Source organism: Methylobacterium sp. E-005 (assembly GCF_022829725.1).
Taxonomy (GTDB): Bacteria; Pseudomonadota; Alphaproteobacteria; order Rhizobiales; family Beijerinckiaceae; genus Methylobacterium.
The window spans coordinates 22,327-28,326 of record NZ_JAKSYG010000051.1 but is presented as its reverse complement, the minus strand read 5'-3'; the positions used below and the strand labels follow the sequence as shown (position 1 = coordinate 28,326).

At 63.5% G+C, this 6,000-nt stretch carries 4 protein-coding genes; 3 read left to right on the top strand and 1 reads right to left on the bottom strand.

What is annotated here, in order from left to right; translation table 11 throughout:
• A partial coding sequence (locus MKK88_RS04975; protein WP_243997495.1) for a hypothetical protein occupies positions 1-405 on the top strand: 405 nt, incomplete at its 5' end.
• Between the two features lie 193 nt (positions 406-598).
• Here the strand turns inward: MKK88_RS04975 and MKK88_RS04970 are convergent.
• Positions 599-1,489: a LysR family transcriptional regulator gene (locus MKK88_RS04970; RefSeq protein WP_243997490.1), complete on the bottom strand. Its 891-nt coding sequence runs from the start codon at positions 1,487-1,489 to the stop codon at positions 599-601.
• A gap of 105 nt (positions 1,490-1,594) precedes the next feature.
• Between MKK88_RS04970 and MKK88_RS04965 the strand changes: the two genes are divergently transcribed.
• On the top strand, positions 1,595-2,458 hold the full coding sequence (locus MKK88_RS04965; protein WP_243997494.1) for an SDR family oxidoreductase: 864 nt from the start codon (positions 1,595-1,597) through the stop codon (positions 2,456-2,458).
• A gap of 466 nt (positions 2,459-2,924) precedes the next feature.
• The gene (locus tag MKK88_RS04960; protein ID WP_243997489.1) at positions 2,925-5,933 is read left to right on the top strand and encodes an EAL domain-containing protein; all 3,009 of its coding nucleotides are present in this window, start codon (positions 2,925-2,927) and stop codon (positions 5,931-5,933) included.
• The last annotated feature ends 67 nt before the right edge of the window (positions 5,934-6,000 follow it).

The following is a 6,000-nucleotide window of genomic DNA, read 5'->3' as shown; positions in this document are numbered from 1 at the left end:
CCCTGCGAGATCAAGACATCGACCTGCCGCAGCTTAGCAACGATCTCTTCAGCCGTATGCTTCTTCCGTCCCATGACGACATCCTCCACATGGCTCAAAGCCATACCTCAGGGAGGACCACTTTTCAGGGGGCAGGCCAGCCTGATGAGCGGGACCGATTGGCGCATCGAAGACGCAAACACCATCGTGTGCGGCAGCGGCAGCGACAAGGGGCTTTGGGAGGCCACGTTCGGCCGCCTCGTCGGCCAACACGTCGTAGACGTAGCGATGTTCGGGCGATTGCCCGAGATTCTGATCTCGCTCTCGGATGGCCGTCACGTCGCGTCGTTCTCGATCGTCGAGGGCGATCCCGAGTGGGCGCTGTTTGGCCGGCGTAATTGCGAAGAAATCACAGTTGGGTGCTAGGCCGGCGTGATCACTGGAGACCCAGCAAGTTCTGCTTAGGCGGAGAGCGAGCCGTGCTCCGTTGTGACGAAGAGGACGTTCCACATCTGACCCAACTCGAACGCCTCCAACGACACAAGGGTTTTTGGTAGCGGACATGCTCGGGCGGGCAGGCTCGGCTACTCACGTCGATCGCCGACCCTGGGAACCGCGGTCAGGCGGTCATGAAGGCCGCAAGCTCCTCCGACGTGCCTTGGGGAAACGTCTGCCGCAGATGGTCCAGAAAGGCGGATACGCGGGCGCTGAGAAGGCGACGTGTCGGGTAGAGCGTCCATAGCGCCGTGGGGGGCAGATCGACGTCGCCCCAATGGGTGAGGTTGCCCGCTGCTATATCTTGGCTGATCAGTGAGTAGGGAAGCGCTGCAGCGCCAACGCCAGCTCGCACCGCATCCCGGACCATGATGGGCGAGGATAGCCGAAGGATCGGCTCGAAGGCGATATGCGACCGCCCGCCATCCTTTATCACGGTCCACCCATTGCCGCCGCCTGCGCCACGCATCACCGCCCGCACGGTCTCGCCGTCGTTCGGGCGGACGAGGCGAGGGCTTGCTGCAACCACAAGCCGGTCGCGCAGGAAAGCCCGCCCGACCAGGCCCTCGTTGGTTTTCGGATTGACCCGGATCACGAGGTCATACCCTTCCTCGATCATATCCACTTCCCGATCGTCGGTCGTGACCTCCAATTGGACTTCCGGGTAGCGCAGGGCGAACTCGGCCGCGATCCGACCCATCGCTATCTGCGAGAAGAGCAACGGTGCGCTGATGCGCAGGCGACCGCGGGGCGTTCCACCGCCCAAGGCGATCACGGCCGCCGTATCGTCGAGTTCACTGAGCAAGGCATAGGTTCGCTCGAACAGCGCCCGGCCTTCCTCGGTCAGCTTGATTGTGCGCCCGCCCCGCTCGAACAGACGCAGGCTTAGGGCTTCCTCCAATTCCGTGACACGGCGCGACAGCGTGGCCTTAGGACGTCCGGCGGCGCGCGAGGCTTTGCCGAAGCCGCCATGCTTCGCGACCAGGGTGAAGTCAGCGAGGGCAAGAAGGTCCATGCGTTCCACTCACGAGACAGATCGTTCAGATATAACGCCTATCAGCATCATTATGGATCGCCCATTTGGGTCTCAGCCAAACGGCTCAGCCAAAGGAGCAGACCAATGACCATCCTCGTTACCGGTGCCACCGGCCGCGTCGGCCGCAATGTTGTCGAGCAGCTCACCAAGCGCGGCGCGAGCGTGCGCGTCCTCACCCGCGATCCGGCAAAGACCATTTTCAACGGCGATGTGGAGGTGGCGAAAGGCGACCTTCTCGACTTCGACGCCCTGCGGAACGCCTTCAACGGGGTCCGCACGCTATTTCTGCTGAATGCAGTGACGGGTGACGAGTTCACCCAGGCGATCATCGCCCTGAACGCCGCTCGCGCCGCAGGAATCGAACGGGTTGTCTACCTGTCGGTGTTCGACGCCGACCGCGCCGTCAACGTCCCGCACTTCGCGGTGAAGTTCGGGGCCGAGCGCATGCTGGAGGCGATGGGCTTCAGCGCTACGATCTTGCGCCCGAGCTACTTCATCGACAACGAGGTCATGATCAAGGACGTGATCATGAACTACAACGTCTACCCCATGCCGATTGGATCGAAGGGCGTCGCCATGGTCGATGCACGCGATATCGCCGAGGTCGCTGCGATCGAACTGATCCGCCGCGACCAAGCACCGGGCAAGCTACCGATCGAGACCATCAACCTCGTGGGTCCTGACACGCTGACCGGCGCGGACGCGGCGGCGATCTGGACCGAGGTCCTGGGCCGCCCGGTGGCTTATGGCGGCGACGATCCGAGTGGGTTCGAGGCGAACATGGCGACGTTCATGCCGAAGTGGATGGCCTACGAGATGCGCCTGATGGCCGAGCGCTATGTCAGCGACGGCATGATCCCGGAGGCGGGCGACCGCGAGCGGCTGACCGGCATCCTCGGCCGCCCGCTGCACACCTACCGTGACTTCGCCGCCGCGCTGGTTGGCTAGGTAACAGCGACTGCCAGGGCAGTTGTCTCCCTTGCGGCAATGCTTAGCGCGGGCGAGGCTCCAACCTCGCCTCAAGCCCCTACGCTGCTGCTTTGAGTTCCGCCACTACTGGCTGATGTCAGCTTCCTCTTGGTGCTACCCGGAACGGGTCAGACTGACTTCCACCCCAAGCGGCCGATCCGCAAACGACCCATGGCAGCCGTTCAGACGACATTTGGCATAATCTGAAAGCGGACGTTTGTCAGACCTCCGAAAACCTCGACTTTAGCACTCACCGGAAGGCCGCTTAACGCCCGTGCGCAGACCTGCATCAATCTGCTTAACGCCATAAGATTCCAGTCGATCAACCTTATGAGCACCAATGACCACGGCTTGCAGGAAGGGTTCATTAGGACTCCGTTGATACAACCCAAGGGTGTATCGATTGGTTCGGCCGCGCTTCCCAGTCGAACAGGCGAGTGAGTAGGTGGTCGTGATCCTAGCCAACGAAGCAGACCGGCTGACTGCCCTGCGCCATCTCGCGATTATGGACACGCCGAACGAGGCGCACTTCGACGCCGTCTGCCGTCTGGCGCGCGATCTGTTCGCGGTTCCGATCGCCCTCATCTCGCTGGTCGAGGAAGACCGGCAATGGTTTAAGGCCAAATGCGGTACCGACCTCGACGGTACGAAGCGAAGTATCGCTTTCTGCAACTACACCATCCTCTCCGACGACGTGCTCATCGTCGAGGATGTGCCGCGCGACCCACGCTTCGCCGGGAACCCGATGGTGCAGGGCGAGCAAGCCATACGGTTCTGCGCCGGGGCACCGTTGATACTTCGGCCGGGCATCCATGTCGGAGCGCTCTGTATCAAGGACACGGTGGCGCGCACCTTCTTGCCTGAGCAGATCCGTCAGCTTCGCGATCTGGCCGAAATCGTCGTCGCACACCTTCGCTTGCATGAGACGCAACGGGGCCACGAGGCTGAGATCGCCGAGCGCATGTGCGTCGAGCGGCGGCTGCGGGCCGCGGCTGAGTTTCAGGCCATCGCCGAAGAGACAGCTCGCCTCGGCCATTGGCGCATCGACGTGGCCGGGCGGACGATCGCCTGGTCAGCGGGCATCGCGGGCATCTTCGGTCGCAATGTGGGTCTCGCCGTGCTCGCTCTCGAAGAGCATCTCGGCTTCTACCATTCCGACGATCGCGCGGCGGTGCGCACGCGCATTGAGGCGGCGATGGCAGACACGAGCGACCTGCCGCGCGGCGGCTACGAACACCGTTCGCGCGTACTGAGACCGGATGGCGAGGTGCGGTACGTATCCGTGTGTGGCGTCGCTGAGCGGGACGAGGCGGGTCAGGTCGTTTCGTTGCATGGCGTGTGCCTCGATGTGACCGATCTGACCCGCTCAGAACGGGAGCTTCGCGACACGGGGGCGTTGCTGCGCGCGACCTTGGAGGCGATGGACCAGGGCCTCCTGATGACTGACGCCGACGATCGCGTCCGCGTGCACAATGGCCGCGTCGCCGCGATGATGGGCGTGCCCGAGAGCCTGCTCTACGACGGTGCGCTTTTCCAGGCCGTGCGGAGTTATCAGATCGAGCACGGCGAATTCGTCGGCCTGCCGGATCGCCTCAAGCGATGGCTTGAGTTCGGCCAAGCGGAGATGCGCGTCAACGACTACGAACGCCAGCGTCCGAACGGCACCGTGCTTGAAGTGCGCACGCTGCCGGTGTCGACGGGGGGGCTGGTGCGCACCTTCACCGACGTGACCACTCGGCGCAGCGCAGAGAGGGCGCTGCGCGAGAGCGAGGCTCACCTTCGTGTCAGCCAGGAACGTCTCGCGCTTGCCCTCGACAGCGGTGAAGATTGCCTGTTCGACTGGGATCTCGCGAAAGGCAGCCTATGGGTAACGGAACGGTGGCGGCACAAGCTCGGACTTGTCGGCGAACTGGCTCAGCCCACCCTATCGGCCTGGATCGCCGCGATCCACCCCGAGGACCGTGAACAAGTCGCTGACGTCACGCGCGCGCACCTCAAAAGTCTGACCCCCTCGCTCGAATGCGAATACCGCGTGCGCCGCGCCGACGGATTCATCTTCTGGGTACTGGCTCGCGCCCGCGTGGCCAGCCGCACGCTGGACGGGCAAGCTGCGCGGCTGGTCGGCACGCTGATCGATATCTCGCAGCGCAAGGAGGCCGAGGCGCGCATCGAGCACATGGCGCTGCACGACGCGCTGACCGGCCTGCCGAACCGCAACCTATTCCGTAAGCGTCTTGACGACGCTCTGCACCAAGCAGCCCGCGCGCCCAACCGATGTGCCGTGCTCGCGCTCGACCTGGACAGGTTCAAGGCTGTCAACGACACCTACGGCCACATGACTGGGGACCGTATCCTGAGCCTTGTGGCCGAGCGCCTTCATGCGATCGTGCGCGAGTCGGACACCGTGGCACGGTTCGGCGGCGACGAGTTTGCGGTGATCCTATCCAATATCGACGGCGGGGAGGCGACAGCACAGATCTGCGCGCGCATCATCGTAGCCGTGGGTGAGCCGTTCCTTCTCGACAGCAGGGTGATCGGCATCAGTATCGGCTTCGCCCTTTTGTCGGGCGATCGAGCGACAGCCGAAGAGGTATTCAAGCGCGCCGACATGGCGCTATTCGAAGCCAAGGCCGCAGGCCGCAACACCTACCGGATGTTCGAGGCTGAGGCGCACGCACGCGCTGCCACACGAAGCTCGCTCGCCCTCGACATGAAGGAGGCGATCCGCCGGGGTGATTTCTTTCTCGTCTACCAGCCGATTATCGATGTGACCGTCGAGGCGGTGGCGAGCTTCGAGGCGCTGATACGATGGCAGCATCCCGAGTACGGGCTCATCTCGCCCGGCGATTTTATCTCGATCGCCGAGGAGACCGGCCTTATCGTGCCGCTCGGGGCCTGGGCGCTGAACGAGGCCTGCCGCGAGGCGCTGAACTGGCCTGCATCCGTGCGCGTGAGCGTCAACATCTCGACATTGCAGTTCCGCCACGGCTTGGAGGAGACGGTCATCGCTGCGCTGGCCGGTAGCGGGCTGGCCCCAGGGCGATTGAAGCTGGAGGTGACCGAGAGCCTGCTGGCACAGGACCCGGAGCAGGCGGTGGCGGTTCTTCATCGCCTACGCGCGCTCGGAGTCCGCATAGCCCTCGACGACTTCGGGACAGGGTACTCCAGTTTAAGCTATCTGCGCCGCTTTCCCTTCGACAAGATCAAGATCGACAGATCTTTCATCCGCGACATCGCCGACCCGGACGCGGCGGCAATCGTGCGGGCGGTGGTGGGTATCGGTGAGCGGCTTGGCATGGGTATCGTCGCCGAGGGCGTCGAGACCGTCGAGCAGCTTGAGCTTGTACGCCGAGAGGGGTGCATGGAGATGCAGGGCTATCTGTTCAGCGAGCCGCTGTCTGTTCCCGAGGCACGCGCATTCGCCGACGCTCGACACGAGCAGGTAGCAGCCTGACAGAAAGCCGATGTACTATTTAGTTGGTTAGCGGAACAACAAACCGGCGCAATTTGCAATTCGATGG

Excerpts from the sequence above, each read along its gene's own strand:
- MKK88_RS04970 (WP_243997490.1), bottom strand. The coding sequence starts at position 1,489 with ATGGACCTTCTTGCCCTCGCTGACTTCACCCTGGTCGCGAAGCATGGC.
- MKK88_RS04965 (WP_243997494.1), top strand. The coding sequence starts at position 1,595 with ATGACCATCCTCGTTACCGGTGCCACCGGCCGCGTCGGCCGCAATGTT.